23 protein-coding genes and 1 tRNA gene are annotated in these 26,146 nt (G+C 52.8%); 10 read left to right on the top strand and 14 right to left on the bottom strand.

The window, feature by feature from the left end:
- Nucleotides 1-10: 10 nt before the first annotated feature.
- Entirely contained in the window at nucleotides 11-559 is a 549-nt protein-coding gene (locus tag LF95_RS07180; protein ID WP_073954304.1) for a GNAT family N-acetyltransferase, read from the top strand.
- 109 nt (nucleotides 560-668) lie between these two features.
- Here LF95_RS07180 and LF95_RS07175 read toward each other — a convergent pair.
- Nucleotides 669-761: transfer RNA gene (locus tag LF95_RS07175), tRNA-Ser, on the bottom strand.
- A 496-nt stretch (nucleotides 762-1,257) separates the two neighbouring features.
- Between LF95_RS07175 and LF95_RS07170 the strand changes: the two genes are divergently transcribed.
- Nucleotides 1,258-1,479: a hypothetical protein gene (locus LF95_RS07170; protein WP_073954303.1), complete on the top strand. Its 222-nt coding sequence runs from the start codon at nucleotides 1,258-1,260 to the stop codon at nucleotides 1,477-1,479.
- A 176-nt stretch (nucleotides 1,480-1,655) separates the two neighbouring features.
- Here the strand turns inward: LF95_RS07170 and LF95_RS07165 are convergent, their stop codons facing one another.
- The 8 genes from LF95_RS07165 to LF95_RS07125 form a co-directional block, all read right to left on the bottom strand.
- Nucleotides 1,656-2,846 carry an MFS transporter gene (locus LF95_RS07165; RefSeq protein ID WP_252509687.1) on the bottom strand — a complete coding sequence of 397 codons (1,191 nt, stop codon included), beginning with the start codon at nucleotides 2,844-2,846 and terminating at the stop codon, nucleotides 1,656-1,658.
- 28 nt (nucleotides 2,847-2,874) lie between these two features.
- Nucleotides 2,875-3,927 carry a GlxA family transcriptional regulator gene (locus LF95_RS07160; RefSeq protein WP_073954302.1) on the bottom strand — a complete coding sequence of 351 codons (1,053 nt, stop codon included), beginning with the start codon at nucleotides 3,925-3,927 and terminating at the stop codon, nucleotides 2,875-2,877.
- Nucleotides 3,928-4,110: 183 nt separating this feature from the next.
- Nucleotides 4,111-5,808, bottom strand: a complete 1,698-nt coding sequence (locus tag LF95_RS07150; protein ID WP_073954300.1) for a hypothetical protein — start codon at nucleotides 5,806-5,808, stop codon at nucleotides 4,111-4,113.
- A 265-nt stretch (nucleotides 5,809-6,073) separates the two neighbouring features.
- On the bottom strand, nucleotides 6,074-9,130 hold the full coding sequence (locus LF95_RS07145) for an autotransporter family protein (protein WP_073954299.1): 3,057 nt from the start codon (nucleotides 9,128-9,130) through the stop codon (nucleotides 6,074-6,076).
- A gap of 136 nt (nucleotides 9,131-9,266) precedes the next feature.
- Nucleotides 9,267-9,902 carry a PqiC family protein gene (locus LF95_RS07140; protein ID WP_168173667.1) on the bottom strand — a complete coding sequence of 212 codons (636 nt, stop codon included), beginning with the start codon at nucleotides 9,900-9,902 and terminating at the stop codon, nucleotides 9,267-9,269.
- 28 nt (nucleotides 9,903-9,930) lie between these two features.
- The gene (locus tag LF95_RS07135; protein ID WP_073954297.1) at nucleotides 9,931-11,610 is read right to left on the bottom strand and encodes a PqiB family protein; all 1,680 of its coding nucleotides are present in this window, start codon (nucleotides 11,608-11,610) and stop codon (nucleotides 9,931-9,933) included.
- Complete coding sequence (locus LF95_RS07130; protein WP_073954296.1) at nucleotides 11,607-12,875, bottom strand: paraquat-inducible protein A; 1,269 nt, start codon at nucleotides 12,873-12,875, stop codon at nucleotides 11,607-11,609. The genes LF95_RS07135 and LF95_RS07130 overlap by 4 nt, the downstream gene beginning before the upstream one ends.
- Before the next feature lie 140 nt (nucleotides 12,876-13,015).
- Nucleotides 13,016-13,915, bottom strand: a complete 900-nt coding sequence (locus LF95_RS07125) for a LysR family transcriptional regulator ArgP (RefSeq protein ID WP_073954295.1) — start codon at nucleotides 13,913-13,915, stop codon at nucleotides 13,016-13,018.
- A 112-nt stretch (nucleotides 13,916-14,027) separates the two neighbouring features.
- On the opposite strand from LF95_RS07125, the gene LF95_RS07120 reads away from it, so the two are divergent.
- The 3 genes from LF95_RS07120 to LF95_RS07110 all read left to right on the top strand — a co-directional run bounded on the left by LF95_RS07120 (nucleotide 14,028) and on the right by LF95_RS07110 (nucleotide 15,696).
- The gene (locus tag LF95_RS07120) at nucleotides 14,028-14,651 is read left to right on the top strand and encodes a LysE/ArgO family amino acid transporter (RefSeq protein WP_073954294.1); all 624 of its coding nucleotides are present in this window, start codon (nucleotides 14,028-14,030) and stop codon (nucleotides 14,649-14,651) included.
- 96 nt (nucleotides 14,652-14,747) lie between these two features.
- Entirely contained in the window at nucleotides 14,748-15,428 is a 681-nt protein-coding gene (locus LF95_RS07115) for a type 1 glutamine amidotransferase domain-containing protein (RefSeq protein ID WP_073954293.1), read from the top strand.
- 67 nt (nucleotides 15,429-15,495) lie between these two features.
- On the top strand, nucleotides 15,496-15,696 hold the full coding sequence (locus LF95_RS07110; protein ID WP_073954292.1) for a heavy-metal-associated domain-containing protein: 201 nt from the start codon (nucleotides 15,496-15,498) through the stop codon (nucleotides 15,694-15,696).
- Nucleotides 15,697-15,769: 73 nt separating this feature from the next.
- Here LF95_RS07110 and LF95_RS07105 read toward each other — a convergent pair whose 3' ends face one another.
- Nucleotides 15,770-16,972 carry an MFS transporter gene (locus LF95_RS07105; RefSeq protein WP_073954291.1) on the bottom strand — a complete coding sequence of 401 codons (1,203 nt, stop codon included), beginning with the start codon at nucleotides 16,970-16,972 and terminating at the stop codon, nucleotides 15,770-15,772.
- A gap of 136 nt (nucleotides 16,973-17,108) precedes the next feature.
- On the opposite strand from LF95_RS07105, the gene LF95_RS07100 reads away from it, so the two are divergent.
- The 4 genes from LF95_RS07100 (at nucleotide 17,109) to LF95_RS07085 (ending at nucleotide 20,747) form a co-directional block, all read left to right on the top strand.
- Nucleotides 17,109-17,858, top strand: coding sequence for an AraC family transcriptional regulator (locus tag LF95_RS07100; protein ID WP_073954290.1), 750 nt, complete (start codon nucleotides 17,109-17,111; stop codon nucleotides 17,856-17,858).
- 520 nt (nucleotides 17,859-18,378) lie between these two features.
- Complete coding sequence (locus tag LF95_RS07095; RefSeq protein ID WP_143181964.1) at nucleotides 18,379-18,717, top strand: hypothetical protein; 339 nt, start codon at nucleotides 18,379-18,381, stop codon at nucleotides 18,715-18,717.
- Nucleotides 18,718-18,945: 228 nt separating this feature from the next.
- On the top strand, nucleotides 18,946-20,001 hold the full coding sequence (locus tag LF95_RS07090; RefSeq protein WP_143181963.1) for a methyl-accepting chemotaxis protein: 1,056 nt from the start codon (nucleotides 18,946-18,948) through the stop codon (nucleotides 19,999-20,001).
- Nucleotides 20,002-20,186: 185 nt separating this feature from the next.
- The gene (locus LF95_RS07085) at nucleotides 20,187-20,747 is read left to right on the top strand and encodes an NADPH-dependent FMN reductase (RefSeq protein WP_073954287.1); all 561 of its coding nucleotides are present in this window, start codon (nucleotides 20,187-20,189) and stop codon (nucleotides 20,745-20,747) included.
- 67 nt (nucleotides 20,748-20,814) lie between these two features.
- Here the strand turns inward: LF95_RS07085 and gatB are convergent, their stop codons facing one another.
- The 3 genes from gatB to gatC are packed head-to-tail and all read right to left on the bottom strand — an operon-like array spanning nucleotide 20,815 to nucleotide 24,041.
- Nucleotides 20,815-22,269 (bottom strand): Asp-tRNA(Asn)/Glu-tRNA(Gln) amidotransferase subunit GatB, encoded by a 1,455-nt coding sequence (gene gatB, locus LF95_RS07080; protein ID WP_073954286.1) that lies wholly within the window; start codon nucleotides 22,267-22,269, stop codon nucleotides 20,815-20,817.
- 3 nt (nucleotides 22,270-22,272) lie between these two features.
- The gene (gene gatA / locus LF95_RS07075) at nucleotides 22,273-23,751 is read right to left on the bottom strand and encodes an Asp-tRNA(Asn)/Glu-tRNA(Gln) amidotransferase subunit GatA (protein WP_073954285.1); all 1,479 of its coding nucleotides are present in this window, start codon (nucleotides 23,749-23,751) and stop codon (nucleotides 22,273-22,275) included.
- Nucleotides 23,751-24,041 (bottom strand): Asp-tRNA(Asn)/Glu-tRNA(Gln) amidotransferase subunit GatC, encoded by a 291-nt coding sequence (gatC, locus tag LF95_RS07070; protein WP_073954284.1) that lies wholly within the window; start codon nucleotides 24,039-24,041, stop codon nucleotides 23,751-23,753. The genes gatA and gatC overlap by 1 nt, the downstream gene beginning before the upstream one ends.
- 257 nt (nucleotides 24,042-24,298) lie before the next feature.
- Between gatC and ruvX the strand changes: the two genes are divergently transcribed.
- Nucleotides 24,299-24,832, top strand: a complete 534-nt coding sequence (gene ruvX, locus LF95_RS07065) for a Holliday junction resolvase RuvX (RefSeq protein ID WP_073954908.1) — start codon at nucleotides 24,299-24,301, stop codon at nucleotides 24,830-24,832.
- 55 nt (nucleotides 24,833-24,887) lie between these two features.
- Here the strand turns inward: ruvX and LF95_RS07060 are convergent, their stop codons facing one another.
- A complete protein-coding gene (locus tag LF95_RS07060) occupies nucleotides 24,888-25,721 on the bottom strand; it encodes a VOC family protein (RefSeq protein WP_252509686.1) in 834 nt (277 codons plus the stop codon).
- Between the last annotated feature and the right edge of the window lie 425 nt (nucleotides 25,722-26,146).

Below are 26,146 nucleotides of genomic sequence, written 5' to 3'. Positions count from 1 at the left end.
GCGAGGTCGCATGAAAACGCTTGAAACGGATCGTCTTGTTCTGCGGAATTTCAAAAAAGACGATGCCGACGATCTTTATGCCTATTTGCACGCCCCAACTGTCAGTTGCTTTTTCTCCCTAACCCTTGAAAATAGGGAGAAAGCCGCGCAAGAGGCCGAAAAACGCAGCAAAAGTGACGAGGATATTGCCGTTTGCGACAAAAACTCCGGCCGGGTCATTGGCGATGTTTTTGTTGCACCGGACGAACATGAAAAAGACGTCTTTTCTGTTGGCTGGCATTTTAATCCCGAATTCCAAGGCCAGGGCTTTGCCTCCGAAGCCGTCCGGGCCCTGTTCAACCACCTGTTCACCGAACAAAATGCCCGCCGCCTCTATGCCTATGTGGAAGACACCAATCTTCCCTCGGAAAATCTCTGTAAAAAACTGGGCATGCGCAAAGAAGGCCATTTCATCGAATTTGTGTCTTTCAAAAAAGACGCAAACGGCAACCCTATTTATGAAAACACCATGCAATACGCCCTGTTAAAACGGGAATGGGACGCACAGCGAACGACGTAAGGAACCGAAGAACCTGCTTTCGGCCTGTCTCAGAAATCTGATAAAAATCAGCCTTTTATCGAAGCGGCCAGAAACGCAAAAAGGCCCCCTTTAAGGGAGCCTTTTTCACTGGCGGGCAAGGAGGGATTCGAACCCTCGATGGGGCTTTTGACCCCATACTCCCTTAGCAGGGGAGCGCCTTCAGCCACTCGGCCACTTGCCCGTTTTGAGTGGTGTTCCGTGTGGAACGCCGCCTTTCTTAAACATCCGATCCGGGACTGTCAATGCCTCAAAACCGGGTATCGACGGATTTCTTTTTAGGATTGTGCATTTAGCAGTGATTTTTTGAGAAATCCCTGCCCTTTCCTGTCATTACGACGTGATTGTTCAACCGCAAAATGATGCGCGTACATTCGCCAGACAAAAATATTTCCGTTGATAAGGTCCCGGCCGGTCCTTGTGTCTGTCGCGCCGAATGGAACAAGACCGGACTGCCGGGCCATTTCCCGGCTTTTCACACAATATCCATCACAATATCGGTGCTTCCGAATCCACCGGGTTAAAAATTCGGGATAAAGGACCCGTGTTATGAACTGTTTTTTGCGACTGTCTTTAAACAATCACAGAGCTGTCACGGCCCCGAAAAGAAAATCTGCCATAAAGTCGGCGTGCGGGAGAGCCCCCCGCAGATGTGAAGAAGAGACACGCAGGAGCACCCGATGCGGACCGTCTATCAAAGCACTGATGACTACGGCCATGTTTTGCGCACCCTGAAACTTCAGCATGAAGACCGCACCGACCCGGTTTATCTGGGCCTGGTGATACGGGAACGCGAAGTTCTGTTTCAAACCCGCGAAAGCGCCTCCCGCGATTTCGTCCTTCAGAAAATCAAGGACTTCGTCGCCTCAAACACCCCGGAACCGACCCTGCAGCCAGCGTAATCGCTGGCTTTTTTATTATTCAGCCTGTTACACGCCACATTACCCCTTTTGTGGCGGGCATTTATTGCGAATCGCGCCGGGGTATTTTCATAATCCTGCAAATACCCCACAAAACTGACCCGCCGGACTATCCCCCGGCGGGCTTTTTGTATCTATCAATAGGCGATGATCGCACCTTACGGGGAGGTCTGCCGTGCGGGCCGGTTGCAAAACGCCATAATGCCCAAACCAAATAGCACCACCGGTACCAAACCGATATTAAGCGATTCCCACCCGGCATTGACAATCAGCATTCCAGCGGCAAACGACGCCACAGCACCCAGTACACCGTTTGCAAGCTCCATCACCGCCTGGGCATGTCCGCGCTCCGAAGGGCTGTGCCCTTCGCCCAGCAGGGTTGTACCTGCCAGCAACATCAAATTCCAACCCGTTCCCAATAATAGCGAACTGATCAGGAAATGGGATTTATCAAGCCCGAAAAGGGCAACAACGGCACTGATCATTAAAATGACCGATCCAAATGCCGCAACCTTTCTGGCGCCCAGCGTGTCTATCAGCGGCCCGGCAGCAAAGGCTGGCAAAAACATGCCGATGAAATGCCAGCGGATCACCTCCGATGACTGGGTAATATCAAATCCGCAAAACTTCATCGCCAGCGGCGTCGCTGTCATGATCAGAACCATAACACCCTGCCCGATGGCAGCAATGGCAACCGCGGAAAAGATTTTGGGCCGCAATAACAATTCACGCATCACCGCTGCCCCATTGGGAATACGGGCCGGTATGTCGCCGGGCTGAACGGCAGCAAGCAAGATGATCGCCAATACCGACATCAGCACCATCACCAGATACGCGCCCAGAAACGGGATAACCAGCGCATCACGCGCCCAAACCGCCAATTCTGGCGCGACGAGTGCTGCAAGCACGCCCCCGCCCGTGACATAGGCCGCCGCCCGCCCCTTATGTTGGCTTTCAACGGCTTCCAGTGCGACATAACGATAATAGCGCGCCGATGCCTGATAAATCCCAATCGGCACCGCACCCATGCAGAACACGGTAAAACTGCCCCACCACACCCCAAGCGAAGCGATAAGCGCCCCAATCACCCCGCAAAATGCGCCGATCATCAAACCGGCCCTGCGCCCATGTCGTTGCATGTAAATCGAAATCGGTTGCACGCCCCCAAGATTACCCAAAACCAGCAACCCCAAAGGCAGGGTTGCCAGGCTGGCATAAGGGGCCAATTGCACACCTACAAGCGACGTCAGGGTAATGCCCACCATTGAACACACCCAATAGAGCGCCTGGGCAATAAACAGCAGACGCACCTGTCCATTTGTCAGTAACAGCATGTTGCCAACTTTCATTTTATATCAGTGATTTAAGTAAATTTCGTCAGTCGGCGCTGGCAGGCATATCCGCAAGCACGCTTGCCCCGAAACGATCAGCATAATCCTGCGGACTGATCGAAAGCTGCCGGTGAAACGCCCTGCGCATGGTTTCGGGATGGCCAAATCCACATACGCTGGCAACCCGGCTGATTGAAATATCGCCCTCCATCAAAAGCCCGCGTGCGGCTTCCACACGCAATCGCTCCACATATCGGGCCGGGGTCATGCCAAGGTCACGGGTAAAAACCCGCGAGAATGTCCGGGGTGACATTCGGGCCTGTGCTGCCAATGCTTCTAGAGACAGGTCTGCCTGCAAATTGACTGGCAGCCAGTCCAGCAATTCGGCCAATTGCGCCGATGCGCCAATGGCCGGGGTCAAATAGGCGCTAAATTGCGCCTGCCCACCGGGCCGCTTTAGGAACATCACCAAACGGCGAGCGACCGCCAGCGCCATTGCCCGCCCGCAATCATGCTCCAGCAATGCCAGGGCCAGGTCGATCCCGGCCGTGACACCGGCAGAGGTAAAGATGTGACCATCCCCGTCCAATCCGTCCGGGTCATACGTGTGCAGGCGATTTTCCACCAGACCGATGGCCGGATAAGTCATACGCATCTGATCACAGCGCGACCAGTGGGTTGTTGCCATCCGGCCATCGAGTAACCCGGCCGCCGCCAACAACAGAGCCCCCGAACATACCGACCCCACCCTGTCGCAAGACTGTGCTGCCATCCGAAACCAGGCCACAACATCGTGCTGGTCGCACACCGTATCAATGCCATCACCACCGGGCACAAGAATGGTATCCATCCCGGCGGGGTCAATATCGGCCCGTGTCAGGTCGGCATACAGCTTGATGCCTGCCGATGTCATAACGGGCCCAGCATTTTCGGCAAAGATGACAAGATCATAAAGCGGCGGGTTGCCCTGCCGTACCAATTCGGAATTGGCCGAGGCAAACACCTGCAAAGGCCCCGTTACATCCAGGCTCATGACCTGATCAAAGGCATAACAGGCGATCATTCTTTTATGCGGTTCTGGCCGGGTGAAACGGGTCATCGGGTGGCTCCTGTATGATGCCAGCCATTGTGCCGCCAGATGCCGCTGGCAACAATGACAAACACCCCACCAATCTTGCCAATGAGCACCTCCGTCCCCAAACGTCCCGGCAAACAAAAACGCCCACGGGGAAAAATCCGGGGCGTTTTGGGAGCCAAGCCTAAATAATACCAGCAAAAAAGGCTAAAAACCGCTTCGTTGCAACAGGGCATAAAAATCGCGTAGCGTGCCTTCTTTTTCCTGTGTTTCGGTCAAATCATCAACCAGCCGGTCGGTAAAATTGGGTTGGCGCAAGTAACCAACCACCCTTTTGCGGGCCATTGTCGCCGATTTCCCCTCGATCAAAACGCCGCTGGAACAGAATTTCACCAGCATATAGGCACGTTGGCGCAAATGCAGCGTCGGGTTATCAATGCGTTCAATGACCTTTTCGCGCATCAAATAATCGGCCAGACCATTATCAAGTTTTTCTCCCAAATCCCGCTTCAGATCTTCGACAAAATTGGACCGGGATACTTTTTCGTGCATTTGCGTGACCAGCGCCATTTTCTCGCGCGGCTTTGCCTTGGGGCCGCAAAACGCCCGAAGCCCGCGCATATCGGCGACTGTTTTTCGTGTCAGTGCCGCCAATTCATCCTGAATATGGGCGGCGCGTTCGCTTTGCGTCACCTCGGACAAAAACGCCAACCGGCGCCAGCCCGGTGCCAGACACCCGGCAATTTCCTCGACCCCTTCGCCAAAAGCACGGCTGCCCCCGACATTGCGGATACGCGCCCCGCGCTCGATCAAGGCTTCCACCATCGGCTGACCAAAAACAACACCATCAGCGTTTAACAGCCGATCCAAAATCTGCACAAGCTGGTCGGCATCGCCGTCATGGCGCGAAAGAGAATTGGCACTTTTGAGTTCACGGGCAACATAGTCAAACATCACAAATTGCGCCTTGGGCAGCAGGCCCGCAGCAAAAAGGGGATTAAGCAAATCCAGTACATCCTGGGCCGCCCCCCGGTTTCCTTTTGCCTTGCCCAAAGCCAGATCAATATGCAGCAAAACCGCATCGCCAAAACTGCGCGATGGCCCCAACAAATCCTTCAATGCAACAGGTGATCCCAAAATATCGGCCACCACGTCGTCCACCATTGCGCGCGCGCCGTCATCCTCAGGATCCCCCTTAACCTTCAGGGCAAAATCCAGCTTTCCAATCCAGCTCCGCGACGAGGACAATTCGCGCGTCAGGGCAACCATTGTCAGAAAATCGGTATCTTCCGCCAGGCGCAAACTTTTGATTTCGCGGCGCACCTCGGTAATGGTGGCATCCTCGAACTGCGGCAAGTCGTATTTTTCCACCTGGCGCGCCCGGGCGGCTAGTGTGTCAATCGCACGGTGCAGTTTGTTGGAGGCTTCAATATGGTTGCCCTCTGTCGTGCGCGAATGGATGGTCGCAACACGGTCAACAGCACTGGGCAGCAATGTATCATGATACATCAGCTTGCGCATATTCTTGAAATTGTACATCACCTCGGTCGGGGTCAGTACTTCCTGTTCAAAATATCGGCGCAACAGCCTGTTGATGGTGGAACGGCTTTCCACCCCCAGCAAGTCTTCATCCGTTTCGCACAAGGGCGCGTCTTCAATGGGGGTGACACGAATCTGGTCATCGTCGCCACCGCCCTGTCCTTCTTTTTCCAGAAGAACCTTTTCGATATGACGACCGTCCTCGCGTTCCCAATCCCGGACAACGCGCACAGCCGCAACCTTGCCCCGCAGCAAATTCTCTGCGTCGCTGGTGGCTTCTTTTTCGCTCTCGTAGGTGGCGTGAATGATCCATCGATCATCCCGCCTGACACGCACTTCGTACGTATAGGCTGTTTTTACCGGCATAATGCTGACTGGCTCCCCAAAACTACCTGTATCGGTGAAAAACCGTGGAAAGCTGCAGTTGCATGTCCCAAATTAAGGGCATTCTCCCTCTTAAGGCTAGAGTAAGCGAAGTTTAGAACAAAAACAACAAATCATACGTTTGGATGCCCCCATAAAGAACCACCACACCAAAGGCATGCCGCCAAACCAAGATTTTACAATCTCTTATAAGCTGTAGCTCGCAATAAAATACCCGGGGCCGGCATACAGCCCCGAATTTCACATTTTACAGATCGTAGCGCAAACGCAGCAAGGCAGCGTGCCCGGTATAGGATTTGCGCAATTCCAGCTCATATCCAGCATCAATACTGACATTGCCACTGCGATAGCCCACGCCAATACCCGTTGCAGATGAAAAACGATCTGGTTCAATGCCTTGCGTCTCGAATGCAGCGCCACCGCCCACCAGGCTTGATTTCATCTGCTGCCGGTCTGCTACCACATCATAGGAGAACATCTGCGAAAACTGCAGCGACAAACGCCCTGTTTGAAGGGGCTGAAACGGAAGGGCAAAACGCGCCCCGATTCCCGGCGTCAGCGTATCATAGTCCTGACTGGCTACAGTGCGCGAAACGGCCCCCGCCCCGGTTTCGGTATAGCTCTCGATGCTGGTATGGGCATATTGCAAAGACGCAACCGGTGTCAGCGTCCCGGCATCAAAGGACAGCGATTTGCCGACCGCCACTTTGGCAAAGCCCTGCCAACCGGAATAATCGGCATTGGCCGTGCGGCTTAAAGATGGCAATTCGCGCGTGCCTTCATACTTATTCCGGGCAAGACCGATCACCCCTTCGACAAAGGCATTGTCAAAACTGTGACTGCCATAAGTCGATAACTGGTAGCTGTTAATGCGGCTGCGATCCTGGGTTTGCGCATCCCGCCCACGGACAAAACTGCGCGAGAATGTGGCCGCGACACCGGCAACCGTATTTGGACCGACCTGCATATCACCACCAATGGCAAAACCGGCCCCATGACTGCGTGATCCGGCACTGCCATTTCGGGCATCCTGCTGGCCGTTGGTGCCAAAACCCTGCATCCAGATGCCACTTTTGGCAGACGCACCGCTGGTCATGATGCCAAGCACAGGCTGTTGCGCGTCACTCAACATCGCAGGGCTGGTCTGTGTCTGGTTTAGGGCCAATGTCGCAATGGCACCGCTCCCATTATCTTGCGCACCACCACGCACGGCAGCCATTCGCCCCTCAATCGTCGAGGACACGGCCCCAAGTGTTGCGGTTGTTGCCTGAAAAGTTCCGCTCGAAGGTGCCGGGGCTATCTGCTTGACCGCATCTCGCAGATCATCCTTCGAGGTGAATTTCTCCAGTATATTAACCACCGAACGCATGTCGGCATTACTTGACGAAGCAAGGCTTTGCAAAACATTGTCGCCATAGGCGGGAGCGCCGATCTCCGACATGGATGTGCGCGAAACCCGCAGCACCAGATCATCGTTTTCCGTGTCAAAAGTCCAGTTTAGCAGCGCGGAAGATAGCTGGTTGTCCAGTTGCAACTTAGTGACATCCGCCGACAGACCTGATGACGCGGCAATAACATATCGATCCCCTTCCTTGACTTTTCCCGAGACAATCGGACGAATATGCGCACCGTTTTCAAAGGTGGCGTTACCAGTGATTTTAAGCTGGTCGGCCTTTTTGTCTGTGCTATCAACGCTAATCTCGAGGATGGCGTCTGCCCCCTGGCTATAATCACCCGAAACAACAATATTGCGGATGACTCCATTCTCAGCGGCTTTCAGGGTGCCATTATTAGTCAGCGTCGTCGTGGTAAAGCCCTTGTCAGCCTGCAACGATGCCCCGGAATCAACAGTAACCGACGTGCTCGCCTCAAAGGTACCACGAAGAACAACCGATCCGCCATAGATGTGCGATGTCTCGAACCCGGAAATATTATCATCGAAGGTGAACTGACCCGATCCGGTTTTGAAGAAATCAATGCTGTCGGTGCCATCCCCGCCCAGAATGTCGCCACCCGAAATCGTCCCGCCATTGATGGTCACGGAATCATCGCCCGCCCCCATATCAATGACAAAAGTCGAACCGGTCCCGGCCTTGATAACCCCCGTATTGACCAGTGTGTCAGCCCAGTTGCCCGTCAGTTTCACGGCATGAAGGTTCTGCCCCTCGATGGTTCCGGCATTGTTGATGGTCGTACTTGCAATCGCAGCACCATCATTGCCATCATCAATCTGAATGCCGGAATGAAACCCATGGATAACCCCGCCTTCATGGTTAATGATGGTTCCGCCACCTGCGGCAATACCTTCAGAATGGTTGAGCTGCCCATCCTTCTTACCGGTCGCACCGGTCCCCTCGATCAGACCATAGTTTTCAATATCGGCATTTTGGTCAATATCAACACCATCACCATCAACGCCGTAATTATCGGGATCATTCTTGTCAGCGGGGTCCCCCATATACTGACCATCCCATGCGCCAGTTATGGTGCCATAGTTGATGACCTTGCCGTTATCATCCATGCCAACACCGGACCCGGCCCGGCCAATAATGGTCGCTCCCTTTTCATTGGTGACGGTTACGGTTTGACTACCCGAAGTTAAATCTTTGCTATCGCCGCCCGAAACACCATGCTTGCCGCCGCTGATCAACCCACCGGTATGGTTAACAATCACGGAATTGGTGTTATCACCATCGCGCGTATCAATCCCGTCACCCTGCCCCATCGTTTGCGACTGAATGGTGCCATAATTATCCACTTTCGACGCAACGCCGGTCCGCACAGCATCATCACCACCGGATGTCGAAATAACACCACCCGCGCGGTTGGTCAGGGTAACGCCATGACTATCCGCCAAATCCAGCGCCTGACCACCACCAGAGGAAATAGTGCCGGAATTATCGATGGTTATGACGCTATCGCTATCATTTTTACCAAACTGAATGCCGTCTTTGGCACTGGACTGAATAACAGCCCCGGCCCGATTGATCAGGTCGATTTTACGCAGTTTCTTTTTTGCATCATCGGCCCGAATGGCCCGCTTTTCAGAGGACTGGATCGTCCCGGCATTGTCAATTTTGATACCGGTTGCGTCCTCGTCTTCGTCAACCAGCAATGCTTCATCTTTGGTCGATAAAACAGCCCCTGCCCCGACAGTTACCTGATCCTTGCCCGAAATTGTGCGTTCAGATGTATCCGTCGTATTTGCCGGAATATTGATGTCGGCAGCAATCGCCAAAACAGGCGAGGCAATGCTCAACAACCCGCCAATGGCAACACAATTTAACAAATTGAATTTTTTCATTTTCCCCAAGCCCCCTCAAAGTATTGATGAAGCACGGGATAACATTATCTTTTAAACAGACGGATGACTGTTATGTGAAACCATAATTTCGCACAAAGGTTGTCTTCACATTGTCTTTTAAACCTTAAGTAAAATATCAGGGCGCAACAAAAGAAAGTGAAATTTCGTCCGCCATTTTACCCAATAGCTGGCTCATGGCGGCAACAATATCCGCGCTATTTGCCGATGCCGGTTTAATTCTTTGATCAAACTGATGGGAAAGGACAATCTTCCCCGTGGAAAAATCGATAATTTTCCACTGCGCATTCAGGCGAACAGTCCGGTCCGGCTGCGCTTCAAAATTGTCCACGTCAACTGCGATTTGCCAGTTCACACCATCACGGCTGTTCCAGGGAAAGGTTTCTATCCGTTTGGGGGTCAAGCGTGTTTGCAAATCCTGGGTTAAGATACGACGGGTGGTTTCAACAAGCGGCTCTGCCCATTTATCATTTTCACGCAAATAAAGCTCGTTGGGGCCGGTACGTAAAACAAGCTGTGCGCGGTCCAAATGCGAGGGCAGCGAAATTGGCCCCACCCCCAACACCGCATTAACCACGCCCGACGGCATGGATTGCGTTGGCGCAACCGAGGATAAAACAAAATAGCGCCCGGCTTCCGGGGTACTGCAAGCCGCGAGCAAAACCGCCATTCCCGCGACGACACCGACCTGGCAGATCCGTTTCATTCCAACACCAGCACGACCAGCAACCTGCCCCGTAAGTCTACTGCGCATTTTGTGCCTGCCCGATACAAAAGCCATCTTATTCCTCCTGATTGCCGGATTTGCCCAGGATCAGGGCGTTGGGATTCTGTTCCAGATAATCGGCCAGGGTGCGTACCGACCGCGCAGCCGTCGAAATTTCCTTGAGCGATTCCTCAAGGTTATATCTGACCGGTGAATTAGGGGCCGTCATATCCCGCAGATCAGCCAGTGTTTTCCGTGCTTCATCCAAAGCCTGTTCGGTTGCCGGCAAGACACTGCTATCAAGGTGCGAAACCAGCTGATTAATGCCATTGCTGGCCTCCTGGATGCTCTTCATGCTTTTCTTAAGCTCTGGCGAGGTCACAAGGTTTTCCATCCCCTCGACCGTCCCCAAAACCCGCATGCCGATTTGTTCAATCGGGACCGTTTCAACCTTGGCCAGCAGGGATTGCAGCGATTCCGTGATTTCATCAATCTGATTGGGGAGTGTCGGCAGTTCCTGAATGCCACTACTGTCGTCCCCCAGATACCGCGCCGGAGACAGCGGATACATATCCATATCCACATAAAGCTGACCAGTCAGGAAGCTGCTGGTTTTCAGGCGCGCACGCAGGCCATGTTCAATCAATTGATCCAGAACTGCTTTATATTCAGCCGCACTTTTGGGTTCGGCACCGACCGTCTGAATACGTTCCGGCTCCACCGTGATTTGTACCGGCGCACGGAAGATGCCTTTGTCACGCAAATATTCAAGATTAACGCTGTCAACGGTGCCCACCCGAATTCCCCGGAATTCAACAGGAGCATCCGCCGAAAGGCCACGTATCGAACCTTCAAAATACAGCATGAATTTTTGCGTATAACCCTGCACCAGGCTTTCGGCCTGCTTGCGGTTTTTATACAGGGTAAACACCGTATTGGACTTTGCCGGGGCCGCTTTTTCATTGCCAGCGGGTGTCATGAAATTGATACCGCCCTGAATAACCGACCGGATCGATTGCGCATGTATCGACACCCCTTGCGCATTCAAATCAACACTGACCCCGCTTGAATCCCAAAACCGGCTATCATTCTTGACCAATTTATCATAGGGCGCCTTGACGAAAATCGGGATCGATACCTTTTCGGCGGCGGCATCAAGCGATGTATCGAGAACCTCGCCAACAGACACCCCATGTAACAAAATGGGTGCCCCCGGATTAATCGATCCCAATTCGTTGGCTGTCAGAACAAAACGGGTCCCATCGCTACCATCGGCAACAAGCTGAGGTTCCTCCGATCCGACAAATTCTTTGGTCGGTTCGCCCTCCTTACTCGGGACAATTTCGATATAGGCGCCTGTCACAATGGTTTCGAGGCCGGAAATCCCGCGCGCAGATACACGCGGACGCACAACCCAAAATTTGGTTTTATCCGTCAGGTAATCTTCCACATCGGAATTCATCTGAAGGACCAGCACCACATTGCTGAAATCGTCTGACAGATTGATTTCCTTAACAAGACCAACATCGACATCGCGATACCGCACCGCTGTCTTGCCTGCAGTCAGCCCTTCGGCGGACTGGAATGTTACCGTAATTTCCGGGCCCTTCGAGGCCACTTCCCGCCACAAAAGCCATCCACCAATGATAATTGCAACCAACGGCACCAGCCAAATAAGCGATAAATTTTGTAATCCACGCCGAACTTCGGGTTTTTGCGGCTCTGATGGCGCCCGGTTCTGGTTATCATCGCTCATGATGGCGTCCCTTGCTGCATTTTCAGTATCGCGCGATCCCATATCAGGCGTGGATCAAACGCCATCGCGGAAAGCATCGTAAAAATAACCACGGCACAAAATGCCACTGCCCCGAACCCCGGTACAACGGTAGCAATATTCCCCAGTTTTACCAAGGCTGCCAAAATTGAAACCATAAACACATCAATCATCGACCAGCGGCCAATCAGTTCGGTAATGCGATAAATCCGCGTGCGCTGGCGCAAGGGACCGGCAACCCCCATGCCCGCAGCGGTATAAACCCAGGCCAGAACCACCAGTTTAAAAACCGGCACTACGATGCTGGCGCAAAACACCACCATTGCAATTGGCCATTCCCCGGCATCGATCAGGGCACTTACCCCTGACAGGATGGTATCGGCCTCGGTACTGCCCAGCATGGTCACGCTCATGATCGGAAAAACATTGGCCGGAATATAAAAAACCGCAGCACTGATGAGAAAGGCCCAGGCATGTGACAGGCTGCGCGGCTTGCGGTGATGCACAACCGCCCCGCAACAGGGGCATTTGGCATGTGCCTGTTGTGCAGCATCCCCGGTTAGAACATAGGCGCAAACCTCGCAGGTGGCCCAATGTGGTTCATTCTGCCCGGCGTCAATATCGTCGGTCGTCGGGTATTTCAGCCCTTTGGGGGCCAGCTTGTGCCACACCTCGCGCGGGTCAAGCTGCGCACTCATCAGCAGGGTTGTGGGAATAAGGATGCACACCGCATAAAAGGCGGGCCCGGCAATCACATCGGCAAAGTCACTGAGTTTGGTCAATGCGACCAACAGGCCGATCAAAAATACATCCAGCATCGACCAGGGCCGAACCACGGCCAAAACACGCCAGACCTTGCGAATGGCCGGGAAATTAAAACCGAAACGCAAAGGTAGCAGCACGTAAATATAGGCCAGAATCAACAGCAACGGGGCAACAATAGAGGTCAGCCCCACCATGAATGCCAGAAACGCAAACCCTTCATGCCAAAACGTAACCATCCCTGATGACAGCGTATTGGTCTCGCTTCGGCCTTCCATACTGAACTGCAAAATCGGAAAAGAATTTGCCAGAATGAACAACACCAGCGCGGTAAAAGCAAAGGCCAGCGACCGTTCTATGCTGTTATTCTGGCTTTGATACAGCGGAGACCCACAGCGTGCGCACCGTGCAACATGTCCGGGCGGAATTTCTTCTTCAGTATGCAGGTAGTCACAATGATCACAGGCGATCAGCCGGTGCGACATCTATGAAATTCTTTCTGCTGTGACAGACGTGAAGGGTTATCAGAAGTAAGAAGCAAATTTTGCCTCCTGTCAAACGGTGTCCATGCCAATCGGTTCCCACAGAAACAATCGGTTTATTGATATTTATCAGTAAGATCGCCCTAACCGCCCGGTTGATGCAAAAAACGGCGGGCCTCTTCACACACAATATCGGTTACCTGGGAAAGCAACCTGCTTTCCATATTCCAGTGATGCCAAAACAATGGCCTTTCAATGACATGCGAACACGGCTGCACCAACCGCCCTGCCGCAAGTCCCGGTTCTGCCTGATGTTCTTCGACCACGGCATAGGCAATGCCCTGTTCCGCCATCGAGACAAATCCTTGTGAACTGGGCATGGTATGAGCCGGAAACTCACCGGGGTTAAGGCCGAAAAAACGATAAAAAAACTGGTTTTGCAATTCATCATGTTCGGAAAAGTTAACCGCCGGACACGCCCGTAACGCATCCGCTGTAACCCCATTCGGAAAAAACCGGGCGGCAAATACCGGCGAAACAACCATGATATAGCGCATGCAGCCAAGCGAGCGCAGCTTGCAGCCCTGCACCGGAATATCGCGCGTGCCAACCGCGCCCAAAACCCGGCCAGTTTGCAACAGATTATGGGTTAAAACCTCATCCTGTACTTTTAAGTCAGACAACAAACCCAATTGATCAAACAGCTTTTTCGGAACCTCATGAAACCATGTTGCCAGACTGTCGGCATTCACGGCCAGGGCGATATGCCCATATCCGCCCCCTTCAACCACGTCCGGCACATCATCGCGCAGTTCCTGCTCTAGCAAATGCACACGCTGATAATGTTGCAGCAGGCGTTCCCCCGGCTGTGTTGGCGCAATCGGTTTGGTCCGCATGATCAGCGGCTGGCCGATCCGGTCTTCCAACAGTTTTACACGCTGCGATACGGCGGACTGGGTTAATCCCAGAGCACGGGCCGCCTTTTCAAAACTTCCATGCCGGATCACTTCGGCACAGGCTTGCAGCAATTTATAATCGATCATCTATCAGTATCATTTTTTCTAATGAAGCATCAGTATAATTCGATTTTCTTATTTTCCAAACTTGTTATCACCGAGGCAAACAACGATGACGTGAACATACTGGATTTTAAAAATGCTTCTGCCCTATGCAACCGGCTTGGGACTTGGTGCCAGCGCCATTATCGCGATTGGCGCGCAAAATGCCTTTGTATTGTCTCAGGGGTTACGGCGAAATTACCCAGTGCTGATTGCCCTGGTTTGCGCCCTTTGCGATGCCGTGCTGATTGCCGCCGGTGTTGCCGGCCTTGGCACCCTTGTTGCCAGCTACCCGCCGCTGACAAAAGTTGCGGCCTGGGGCGGTGGTGCCTTTCTCATCTGGTATGGATGTTCTGCCTTTATCCGGGTTTTTCAGGATGAAAAACTGACGGAAACCAGCAATTCAACCAAGGGCTGGCGCGCCATTTTAACAGCAACGCTGGCGATCACCCTGTTAAACCCGCATGTCTATATCGATACCGTCGTGGTTCTGGGCGGCATTGGCGGTCAATTCCCCGCGACCGAACGGCTGGCCTTTGCCCTTGGCGCAATCAGCGCAAGTTTCATCTGGTTTTTTACCATTGCCCTTGGGGCTGCCTGGCTGGCCCCCTATATCGCCCGGCCCATTACCTGGAAAATCATTGATACCGTTACCGCAGGTGTAATGTGGATGGTCGCCTGGCACCTTCTGGCACCGGAAATTCGCCTCCTGCTGACATGAACAGGCTTTGAACTTCCCGACATTGTCCGCACTGGCGCATTGCAAACATCCTCCTTATGTATCGGTCACAAATTATGCCAAGGAGTTTACACGGCTATGCGCATTTTAATGATCATGACGTCGCACGATGAAATGGGAAATACCGGCCATAAAACCGGTATCTGGCTCGAAGAATTCGCCGCCCCCTACTATCGCTTTCTTGATGGTGGCGCGACCGTCACACTGGCATCGCCCAAAGGGGGACAGCCGCCGATTGACCCCAATAGCGAAGCCGACGATGCCCTGACCGAAGCCACCAAACGCTTTGAAGGGGACAAAGCCGCGCAACAGGCCTTTGCCTCAACGGTGAAACTTCAGGGCCTGAAGGCCGATGATTTTGATGCCCTTTTCTTCCCCGGTGGTCATGGCCCGTTATGGGACCTGGCAACTGACGCTGATTCCATTGCCCTGATCGAGGCCTTTGTTGCCCAGGACAAACCGGTTGGTGCCGTATGTCATGGCCCGGCCGCCTTGGTTAATGTCAAAACCACCAATGGTGAACCACTGGTCAAAGGCAAGGAAGTAACCGGCTTTACCGATGAAGAAGAAAAGGCCGTCGGCCTTGAAGAAGTTGTGCCGTTATCCATCGAACAGGAATTTAAAAAGGCCGGTGGCAACTACAAAAAAGGCGCCAACTGGGCCCCGTTTGCCGTGACCGACGGCAAACTTGTTACCGGGCAAAACCCGGCGTCAAGCGAACTGGCGGCGGACGCCACCATGAAACTGCTGGCATCCTGAAAATGGCTTGACCTTCCATCTACTGGAAGGTGCACACTACCGCCGGTCAAACGGATGGAGAATTGCCATGCTGAAACTTAAAGTCGAAGAAATGAGCTGCGGCCACTGTGTCAAAGCTGTCACCGAGGCCGCCAGCAGCGTAAATGATGTCGAAAAGGTCGAAGTCGACCTTGCGGGTGGCCTTGTCACTGTTTCGGGTAATCCTGACAGTGCGGCTGTTATTGCCGCCCTGGATGAAGCAGGCTACCCCGCCCAACAGGTTGGTTAATCAGCACCGCGATCCAAACACAAAGGCCGCCTGGCAAATGTCGGGCGGCCTTTATTATCTCTGCCGCATCAAATTACGCGGTTTCACGTTCAATATCCGGCAGCAACGCCGCTAAAAAGCCAATGGCCGGGAAAAAGGCGCAAATCTGATAGACAAAATAGATGCTGGTCGCATCGGCCAGCACACCCAGCAATGCCGCCGCTATCCCGCCCATACCAAATGCCAGACCAAAAAACAGCCCGGAGATCATACCAATCCGGCCCGGCAACAGTTCCTGTGCATAGACAACAATGGCAGAAAAGGCCGATGAAATAACAAAGCCGATAATCACACTTAGAATGATGGTTACGCCAAGCCCGACATAAGGCAAAAACAACGCAAAAGGCAAAGTTCCGGCAATAGAAACCCAAATCACCTTTTTACGCCCCATCCGGTCGCCAATCGGCCCGCCAATCAGGGTTCCCGCCGCAACGGCCGCCAAAAAGACAAACAGATAAATCTGCGATTGCCCTTCGGACAGGGTAAAACGGTCCATCAGGTAAAACACATAATAGCTGGTGAAACTTGCCAGATAGAACCATTTCGACAGCATCAGGCAAAACAGCACGGTTAGCGCACGCGATACCTGCGAACGGTTTAAATGGGGGTTCACATCATGAGCCTTGCGGGCGGGCGGTTTGGCATGTCCTTGCAACTTGTACCAATTGCCCAACCCGGCCAAAATCACCATGCCGCCCAGAGCAACCACGGCAAACCAGGCCAGGCTTTTTTGCCCATTTGGCAAAACAACAAACGCCACCAATAATGGCCCGATAGCCGAGCCGACATTGCCGCCAACCTGAAAAATCGACTGCGCCAAACCATGCGCCCCACCCGATGCCAGACGTGCCAGACGCGAGGATTCCGGATGAAAAATTGACGACCCCATCCCCAAAAGCGCACTGCCGCATAACAACATGACAAAATTGCTAGCATAGGCCAAAACCAACAAGCCCAACAGCGACACCCCCATGCCAAATGACAGGGAATAAGGTTTTGGATTTCGGTCCGTATAGCTGCCGACCAACGGCTGCAACACCGATGCCGTGACTTGATAGGTGAGCGTCAGAAAACCAAGCTGCGCATAGCCAAGGTCAAACCCGCCCTTGAAAACCGGATACGCCGCTGTAAACAGCGACTGAATCATGTCATTAAGCAAATGACAAAAACTGGCGGCCCCCAAAACCGGGAAAACCGCCCTGGGGGTTCGTCGTTGGGCAATGGCAGCATTATTCATGTAGTGACCCTGTATATGCTTGCTGTTTGGCGAAATTGCCGGTGTGTCTGGCATCATTCTAAAAGCCTCGACACCGGCCCACCACCACGATAGGGTCAATCACTTACGCTATTGGGCCAAAAGCACAGGATCAGGAATGTCGTCATACCCGGATGTTGACCGGCCTGTCATTGGCCTTGGCGTTAATTATGCGGATGGCGATATCATCGCCCCGCATCATCATGACCGGGACCAGCTTTTATATGGCATGACGGGACTGGTGATTGTGTCCACCGGCCAGGGTGTCTGGATGATGCCACCCCAACGCGGCATGTGGATCCCGGCGGGCATCGTTCATGAAGTCCGTATGATCGGCAAGGTTGTGGTGCGCACCCTGTATCTCAGACCTGACCCAGCCCGCAACATGCCCGACCAATGCCAGGTTGTCAGCATTTCGCCGTTAATGCGCAGCCTGCTATCCGAAGCGGCCACCCTTCCCGCCGATTATGACATAAACGGGCGCGATGGTGCGCTTATGGCATTGATTGACCATGAAATTCGCAACATGCCCGGTGTGCCGCTTTCGCTACCATTGCCCGATCATCCCGCCTTGTCCCGGCGCTGCGACAGCTTTATGCGTGAACCAAGCGCGCATGACACAATTGATCGCTGGTGCCATGATCTGGGCATGAGCCGCCGCAGCTTCACCCGCCTGTTTCGCAGTGAAACCGGACTTAGTTTTGTCGAATGGCGCCAACAGGCCTGCACACTGGCCGCCCTGCCCCGGCTGGCGGCGGGCGACGCCGTGACCACCATTGCGATTGATCTGGGTTACGACAACCCGGCGGCCTTTACCAGCATGTTCAAACGCATATTGGGCGCATCACCGCGCGACTATCGCCCGTAATATCGGAAAACGCCCTCATTGGCGCGTCCATATCGGCGCATCAAATCGGCTTCGCGTCAGTTTGCTTCACATCCAATTGCAATAAAATTACGGACGCAAATGTCATGCAATTCGCTCTGAAGTTTGCACACAACCCGAGAGCCAAAACAGGGAACGCTCCAGGCTTCGGGGTACTGTCCAGCAAGTTGATTTACACACGTTATGTTTCTCACATGATAGCTCTATGCAATTGAAAATAAACGCGAAAATGTCTAATAGGAAATTTGAATAAAAAATATTGCAAAAATCTATTTCACTTACCCAACGAGAAAAAATAATCCTCAACAGTCAAGACAATAAAAATCTACGGAATCGATAGACTTCAAAAAAAAATCAATACTTCAAAATTTAAAAGTTATGGGTAAATCATATGAAAATTTTCAACGAAAATAGAAATAATACGAGCGACGGAATCAAAATAATTCCAATAAGATTTCGCATTATAATCGGATTTTTTCTTGTCTTAATAGCAATGTGCTTCATGACATACGTCTATATTATTAAATCCCAAAAAGTTGACTTCCACCTTGGAAATATCAACGACATCAACGCGGTCAAACAGAAATATGCTGTTGATGCGCGCGGCAGTGTCCATGATCGCGCTATTTTATTAAGGGATGTTGTTCTGGCCCAGGATTTGACCGAAGCGCAAATCTATGTCCGACAAATTACCGAATTGGGCAAAAAATACAATTCAGTCGCCGTTCCTCTTGAAGAATCAATGACCAAGGGTGAAGGAGACCCACAAGAACACGTCATTGTATCTGAAATGGGAAAAATCAACGCCCACATCTTGCCGCTGATCCAGCAGGTCATATAGCTGCGCCTAAACGGCAAAAACGAACAGGCGCGCACGATTCTGCTCAAAGAGGCAAAACCCGCCTTTACGGAATGGCTAAAAACCATCAATCTATTCATCGATTATGAAGAGAACAAAAACAATGCCGAAGGCGACATCATCCGCGATATTCTGACCAGTGCGTCGAATATTGGCCTCATCACGCTGATTGGCGCAATCGTTGTCGGCGTTGCCTCGGGCTTGTGGATTATGCTGGCATTAAAGCCATTGCGCAGAATTTCCAAAGTCATGGGCGACATGGCTGAAGGGGACTATAATATCGATGTTCCCAATTACCAAACCAATGACGAATTGGGGTTAATCTCACGAACCACTCTGGTTTTCAAAAACAAAGGCCAGGAAGTAGAACGCCTCCAACGGCAACAGGAAGAACTGAAACGACAAGCCGAAGAAGACAAGAAAATCGCAGCCCGCAAACTGGCTGATGATTTCGATTCTCAGGTTTCTGATGTCATTCAGTCTTTGGGCAACTCGGCACTTTCTCTGTCCTCAATGGCCGAACAAATGACGCATGCTTCCGAAAACACCCTGGCGATTTCCCAAAAAGTGTCAACCGCCGCTGTTCGGGCCAATGCCAGTGTCCATACCGTAACCACCTCGGCACAGCAACTGACGTCCTCGTCCGACGAAATTAACCGGCAGGTTTCTTGTGTTGCCGATATCGCCTCACAGGCCGCCAAAGATGCCGAAGTCACCAGCGCATCGGTCAACCAGCTTAACAATTTGGCCAGCAATATTGGCGAAGTTGTAAGTGCAATTAAGGATATTGCCGAACAAACCAATCTGCTGGCGCTCAATGCAACAATCGAGGCTGCCCGCGCAGGTGAAGCTGGCAAAGGGTTTGCGGTCGTCGCCGATGAAGTTAAAAAACTCGCCAATGAAACTGCGAACAAAACAGGTGAAATTGACAAACGTGTCACCGCCATTCAGGACGCCATTCGCAACAGTGTCAGCGCCGTCAGTGCCATTATAGAAAACGTAAAAAAGATCGACGAAGCCACCGGTCATGTCACAACGTCGGTTAATCAGCAAAATACCGCCACGGACGAAATTTCGCGCTCGGTCGCTGAAGCCAGCTCTGGCACGGAGGAGGTATCTTCAAGTATTATCGATGTCGAACGTAACGCCCTGGAAACCAGGGAAGCATCACAAAAGGTATTGAGTGCCTCGGAAGAAATGGGTGACATGTCGAGCCGCCTGCAACAACAGGTATCCACACTTCTCGAAACAATCCGCGCCAGTTAACGCGCTTTATCCTCCGCTAACAGACATTGGCTTGCAGGGAGCACACCTGCCCTACCGCAACAGGTTCCCTGCAAGCCATGTCGGAATTTTGCTCGGATATTTGCACCACCCGCCCGGTTCTTCATAGTATAGAATACCCGCCCAAATACCAATCCAGCCTTAAAAAGCCAACAAAAAGGAATGAAATGCCTTCATCACATTTTGATGTGCTGGCCATTTGCGGCAGCCTGCGTGCAGCCTCGATCAACCGGACACTTCTGCAAGCCGCCCAAAAACTTGCCCCGGAAACCGGCCTTGCCATCACCCTGTTTGAAGGATTGGGCGACCTGCCCATCTTCAACCCCGATGATGAAGGTAATGAAGCGCAAAACGTGCTGAATTTTAAAAAACAGCTAAGGCGCGCGGCTGGTGTACTGGTCGCCAGCCCGGAATATGCCCACGGCGTCACAGGCGCAATCAAAAATGCGTTGGATTGGACGGTTGCCAGTGGCGAATTCATGTCGATGCCGGTTGTGGCATTAAACGCATCGGGGCGCGCCACCATCGCCCAAGCCGCATTAATTGACACCATCAGCACGATGGATGCCAATATTCTGCAAGATGCCTGCGTCACAATTGCCCTGAATGGCAAAAACTATTCGCCAGACGATATTCTGGCCGATGAAACCACCCGCACCCCGTTGCTAAAGGCCTTAACCATGCTGGCCGCAGCCATTACGCAAAAACAGGATGCAAACGCCGTCTGAATACACAAAAGCCGCCCTCCAAAATTGAAGGACGGCTTTTGCAGCAAATATCGAACGGATCAGGCAATCAGCCCATGATCTTGTCGCGCAGCATCTTGTTGACCATGCCCGGGTTGGCTTTACCCCCCGTGGATTTCATGACCTGGCCAACAAACCAGCCCAGCATACGATCCTTACCGGCACGGATTTCTTCAACCTTGTCCGGGTTGGCGGCAATGACTTCGTCAATGGCGGCTTCAATCGCGCCAGTATCGGTGATCTGCTTCAGACCTTTTTCTTCAACGATCTTTTCAGGATCGTCGCCGGTCTCAATCATGATCTCGAACACATCCTTGGCGATACGGCCAGAAATGGTGTCATCGCCAATCAGGCCAATCAGTTTGCCAAGATTTTCAGCCGAAACCGGGCTTTCGGAAACATCAACGCCCAGCTTGTTCAGCGCGCCAAACAGGTTGGTGATCACCCAGTTTGCCGCCATCTTGCCATCACGGCCCTTGGCGACCTTTTCGTAATACTCGGCCTTTTCCTGGTCGGCGACCAGAACACCCGCATCATAGGCCGACAGGCCATATTCACGCATGAAACGGGCTTTCTTTTCGTCGGGCAGTTCCGGCAGGGTTTTTTCGATTTCCGCAATAAACGCGTCATCAAAAACCAACGGCAACAGGTCCGGGTCCGGGAAATAGCGATAGTCATGTGCCATTTCCTTGGACCGCATGGAGCGCGTTTCACCCAGCTTCGGGTCAAACAGGCGGGTTTCCTGCGCAATCTCCCCGCCACCTTCGATCACTTCGATCTGGCGCATGGCTTCGATCTCGATCGCCTGCATCACAAAACGAATGGAATTGACGTTCTTGATTTCGCAGCGCGTACCAAATTCGGCACCGGCCTTGCGGACCGAAACGTTAGCATCGCAACGCATCGAGCCTTCGTTCATGTTGCCATCACAGGTGCCAAGATAACGCACAATCGCGCGCAGCTTGGTCAGATAGGCACCAGCTTCTTCCGGCGACCGGATGTCGGGCTTGGACACGATTTCCATCAGCGCCACACCCGACCGGTTCAGGTCGATATGCGAATATTTCGGGTCCTGGTCGTGCATCGACTTACCGGCATCCTGTTCCAGATGCAGGCGTTCAATGCCAACGGCCTTGGTCGAACCATCAGGCATATCCAGAATGATCGTGCCTTCGCCAACAATCGGCTTATCAAACTGCGAAATCTGATAGCCCTGCGGCAGATCGGCGTAAAAATAGTTTTTACGCGAAAATACGCTTTCCTTGTTGATCTTTGCCTTCAGGCCCAAACCGGTTTTCACCGCCTGGCGCACACATTCGGCATTGATCACCGGCAGCATGCCGGGCATGGCCGCATCAACCAGGCTGACATTGGTGTTCGGATCACTGCCGAACGAGGCCGACGCCCCCGAAAACAGCTTTGATTTGGAAATGACCTGGCAGTGAACTTCCAGACCAACAACAATTTCCCAAGGACCTGTTGAACCTTCAAGAATATAGGTCATGGATCAGCCCTCCTGCCCGAACGGTTTTGCATTGAAGGCAGCGGCACTTTCCAGCACACCGCCAACACGCAGGACAGTTTCTTCATCAAACGGTTTACCAATCAGTTGCAAACCCAGCGGCAACCCAGCGGCCGACAGACCGGTTGGCACGGACAGCCCTGGAAGACCCGCAAGGCTGGCCGGAACGGTGAACACGTCATTGAGATACATCTTGACGGGATCATCCTCGTTCTCGCCAATCGCAAAGGCAGCCGACGGTGCCGTCGGCGTCAATATGGCGTCAACGGTGCCAAATGCGTTCTCGAAATCCTGATAAATGCGGCGGCGCACCTTCAATGCCTTGTTGTAATAGGCATCATAGTAACCCGCCGAAAGAACATAGGTCCCGATCATGATACGGCGCTGGACTTCCTTGCCAAAGCCCGCAGCACGCGATTTCATATACATGTCGTCCAGGCTGTCGCCGTCTTCCATCACGCGCTGGCCATACCGCAGGCCATCATAGCGTGCCAGGTTCGACGATGCTTCTGCCGGGGCGACAATATAATAGGTGCCCAGCGCATATTTCGTATGCGGCAGGGAAACATCAACAACTTCGGCACCGGCATCGCGCAGCATGGCAATACCGTTTTCCCACAGTTTGTTGATTTCTTCGGGCATGCCATCAACACGGTATTCTTTGGGAATACCGATTTTCATACCGCGAATGTCACCCGTCAAAGCAGCCTCAAAGTCAGGCACCGCCACCGGGGCCGATGTGCTGTCCTTGGCATCATGCCCGGCCATCGCGCCCAGCATGATGGCCGCATCACGCACGGTTTTGGTCATCGGTCCGGCCTGATCCAGCGAGCTTGCAAAGGCCACAATGCCCCAGCGCGAGCAACGGCCATAAGTCGGCTTTAGGCCCACAATACCGCAATAGGATGCCGGCTGGCGAATGGAACCACCGGTATCAGTACCGGTTGCCGCAAGCGCCATACCCGCCGCGACAGCCGCAGCCGACCCGCCAGATGACCCACCCGGTACCAGATCCTTGCCATCCGCTGTTTTCCAGGGATTGATCACGTTGCCATAATAGGACGAGGTATTGGACGAGCCCATTGCAAATTCGTCAAGGTTGGCCTTACCCAGCATGACCGCCCCGTTATTAAACAGGTTCGTCGTCACGGTGGATTCATATTCCGGCTTGAAACCTTCAAGAATATGCGAGGCAGCCGTGGTCTGCACACCTTCGGTGCAGAACAGGTCCTTAATCGCAATCGGCAGGCCTTCCATCTTGCCTGCGTCACCTTTGGCGCGTTTGGCATCCGATGCCTTCGCCATTTCAACAGCCTTTTCCGGCGTTTCGGTGATATAGGCATTCAGGTTGCGATGGGCATCCATCGACTTGATGTGGGCTTCGGTCAGTTCAACCGATGTAAAGTCGCCCTTTGCCAGCCCGTCACGGGCATCGGCAAGCGTTAATTTTGTCAGATCCGTCATTATTCAACCACCTTCGGCACAACAAAACAGCCAGCATCGGTCATCGGTGCATTTGCAAGCACCTTTTGCTGGATATTGCCATCGGTGACTTCGTCCTTGCGCAGCGGCAGGGTCAGATCGGCAACCGACGTCAGCGGGTCACAGCCCTCGACATCAACTTCTTGCAGTTCCTCAACAAAATCGAGGATACGGGTCAAATCTCCCGCCAGTTCGCTCAGGCCTTCCTCGGACACGTTGATACGTGACAGAAAGGCGATCTTGCGTACTGTTTCCTTATCCAAAGACGACATGGATGAAAGTCTCTCTTAAGGAATGACAAAACACCCGGCGAATGGTCATCCGCCAGAAACTGAAAATACAGCGCGGAACCTAGCACCCGGAACGACCGGCGGCAAGGGCCGTGCGCCCTCCTTTCCACGCTGTTTGGGCCGCAACGGCAATTTTATCAAAAATCGCCACCTTCTTCTGTAAAAACAGCATGCCTGAATTGCCTGTTTCATCATGCTTTGCGCTGGCATTTTTTGCGCACCGGCCCTATAAGGTCGCCATGATATGTAATGATACTCAGGAATTGCTGCGGTACCTTGCACCAGCAGCGCGGATTTTGGGCCTGGACCTGGGCACCAAAACCATTGGTGTTGCGCTTTCGGATGTCGGGCTGCAAATTGCAACGCCCTACAGCCTGATCAAGCGCACAAAGTTCACCCGCGACATCGTCGAACTTGCCTCGATCGTTGAAAAGCAAAATGTCGGCGGCATCGTCATCGGCTTCCCGCGCGAGCTGGACGGCACGATTGGCACGGCCTGCCACCGCGTTTATGCCTTTGTCGATGAAATGGACAAGCATATCGACCTGCCGGTTTTGCTGTGGGACGAACGCATGTCCACCTCGGCTGTTGAACGCATCCTGATCGGCGAAGCCGACATGACCCGCAAGCGCCGTGCTGACGTGGTCGACAAGGCCGCAGCAGGCTATATCCTGCAAGGTGCGCTTGATAATCTTAATCTTCATACCGACCCCGGCGTGGTCGATGACGATGAAGAAGACGAAGATTTCGATGATGACGGGGAAGAAAAGTAACCCTGCCCCGTCTTTCAAATAAATACCTGGATATATCAAGCCGCCGAACAATCGTTCAGGCGGCTTTTTGCTGGGTTATCACCATCATAACGCCAAACATGTGCGTGGGGGGCACCACCAGCATATCACCACATTCCACCGCCCCCAAAGACAGGGCCGCCGGGCGGATCGCCTCGATATCCTTCACCCGCAACCGGAAACCGGCAAAACCATCATCGGGCAAGATACTGTCGCCAACCGGATACCGTGCCAATAATTCATCCTGATGCCCCACATCAACAAGATCATTCAAAGCCATAGAAGAAAAGAATTCTTCCACGGCCTCTGCCGCCCAGTGGGTTAGAAAAACCTGGTCAATGGCGACAGCACTGTTGGGGTGGGACTGATATTCCGAAAAATAAAAATTCTCTGCCGGGTGATGATGCTGGCAGGAAAAACACACACCATGGCGCAACAACGGATGGCTGGCAAAAGACAGCGAGAACGCCAAATCAACCTGCTTTCCGTCCGGTGTTTCACCCTTCCGGGCAAAATCAAACACCTCGGGCACGGCAGCACCCGCCTGCAAAAAGGCGGCGCGGTCGGCACGGGCATCCTGCGATTGCAATGCCAGCATCGACATGCCTTCGCGCAACCGTAAAAAATTGCGGTTATAAACAGCAAAGGAAAATGGCTGGTCAAGCTCGTCCGGGCCGATCAACTCGGGGTCCAGCACGGCCAGCAATTCCAGATACATCCCGTCAAGCTGCACCAGCGCATTTCCGGTACCAAACGGATGAACGGCCTTTGGTGTCACCCGGAAACCCAATTTACGATACCGGTCACAGGCGGTATCCAGGTCCTGAACACATAATACCAGATGATCAATCGCCCTGATCATATCTGTCATCTCCTTACAGACTCCCCCTTTTTAGGCACCATTCGGGGTTTATCCCATCCCTTTTCGGCCATTCCATCAGCCGGGCTTCAAAGACTTTTAACCGTTTTGTGTCGGTCATTTGGTCGATAGCATCTCGTGGCGCTTATTCTTGTGTCATTCCGTCACACAAATGCCAATTCGCAGGTCAGCCGAACCATCCGCCATCAAAACCTTTATTGCCATTCTTTGTAACCAGCTGCGTAACCTTGCACCATCATCCGCCTTAAACCCGTCAACGGGTCGAACTTTTATAAGAATATAGTCATAAGCAGCTTTCAGCAAAAAAGGCACAGAAAAAATGAGCCCATTGCAACTTAGCGGCGCGATATTGGCCTTGCATCCGCTCCGACACATTGCAAAACATTGCACAAACTCGTGATCTGCCCTATCGAGTT

The organism is Thalassospira sp. TSL5-1 (genome assembly GCF_001907695.1).
Classification (GTDB): Bacteria; Pseudomonadota; Alphaproteobacteria; order Rhodospirillales; family Thalassospiraceae; genus Thalassospira.
This window is presented reverse-complemented; position numbering and strand designations above follow the sequence as displayed.